The sequence below is a fragment of the Anaerotignum lactatifermentans DSM 14214 genome (assembly GCF_900142265.1).
GTDB lineage: Bacteria > Bacillota > Clostridia > Lachnospirales > Anaerotignaceae > Anaerotignum > Anaerotignum lactatifermentans.
The window spans coordinates 1-1,610 of sequence record NZ_FRAH01000153.1 but is presented as its reverse complement, the minus strand read 5'-3'; the positions used below and the strand labels follow the sequence as shown (position 1 = coordinate 1,610).

The 1,610-nt window shown below is 40.7% G+C and carries 1 protein-coding gene; it reads right to left on the bottom strand.

Going from position 1 to position 1,610, the window contains the following annotated elements:
* Positions 1–121: 121 nt before the first annotated feature.
* Positions 122–1,330, bottom strand: a complete 1,209-nt coding sequence (locus BUB35_RS18320; RefSeq protein ID WP_072854070.1) for an IS110 family RNA-guided transposase — start codon at positions 1,328–1,330, stop codon at positions 122–124.
* Between the last annotated feature and the right edge of the window lie 280 nt (positions 1,331–1,610).

Sequence of the window (1,610 nt, the reverse complement as noted above, 5' to 3'; positions counted from 1 at the left end):
AGCCTGCAAATAAAAAGTCAAGGCTAAATTAAAAGAACATTGAAAATTTTATACAGGTTGAAAATTGGGTATCAAAATAAGACCACCACACCAGTGCTGGTCTGAAAATTGTAGTGGATAATTAGGATTCTGGAAGAGTTGCAAGATATTCTTTCACTCGACCATAGTAGATTCTTAGAAACTTGTTGGCACCCGCTGTCATGTAGACATAGTAAGGTTTACCTTGAGCACGTTTCTTATCTAAAAACCGATATACAGGGTCATCCTGTGGCTTGGTTTTAATCAAAGCATCCATTACTTGAAACAAGGTTTTCCTGAGCTCAGAAGAACCACGCTTTGAAGTTGGCACACTTTTTTGTTCATAAATACCGGATTCATTAACACCGGGATCTACACCAGCAAATGCAGTAATAGCACCTTTATGAGTAAATCGTGAAACATCTCCAATCTCAGCCATGAGCTGAGGACCAAGTGAAGGTCCAACCCCTTTCATATCCATAACAATAGGATACTCGGGTAGTTTTGAGGCGGTTTCATTCATCAAGGTACGTAGTGATTCAACGGTTGTAGAAGCACTATTAAGCTGGTCAACAGCCTGCCTGATAATAAGCTTTGTAAGGTCATCCTTTGGAAGTACAGGAACAAGCTCCTTTGCTTTTCCATAGATTTCCTCAGCCTTTGACTGGCTGAAGTTGTACTTCTTGCGTTTGCACCAGTTTTGATAATGGCAGGTAAAAGCATTTAGAGACATCTTACGGACACAGTCCACATGCCAGTATGTAGATGCAAAATCAACCCATTTCTGGCTGCCGTCACTGCGAGCAGGACTGTCAAAGTAAGCATTCACGCCAGGATAGGTTTGGTCAAGGATTCCAATGAGATTATTCTTCATAGCCGTCTTATGCTTCATATAAAAGCTGAACTGACGGTTCATGGTTTTAAGCTGATTTCGTAATTCATCCATAACACTATACTGTTTGAGATTGTGCCACTTGTCAAGTGCATATCGGGCAATCTTAACAGCGTCAGCTTTGTCAGATTTGACTTTGCGGAGGGAATCGTTATCAAAATCCTTGATAAGCTTTGGGTTAATGGCACTGACGAAAAGATTTGCTTCGGAAAGTTGATGGGCAAGGACTTCGTAATAACGTCCTGTATGCTCCATTACAATTCGAGATTCGCCTTCAACAGAGTTGATGAGCTCAACAAGTGAATGGATGTCACTGGCTGTGTGTTTTATTTCAAAAGGTGGAGAGACAGTCTCGCCAAATGGGCGCATGATTGCAACCATACTTTTACCTTTAGAAACATCGATACCTACTGCGTTCATAAATTTGTCACTCCTTAAGAATTATTGCAATGGATAAGTACCAGTTTTACTCATTGCCTATTCAATCTACTGTGGTGTGACACGAATGCGCCTATGGCGATTCAACCTGCATAAAACGAACGCTGCGAATGAGGAGCTGGTTATCAGTCTATAATACGGACGCAAAGTCCAAGAAAGGGAGACGATATACCTATTGCTCCATCATTATACAGCTTAAGCAACAAGATGGATAATTCCTTACTGGCTGTAAGGGATATTAACCATAAATATATTGTAGTAG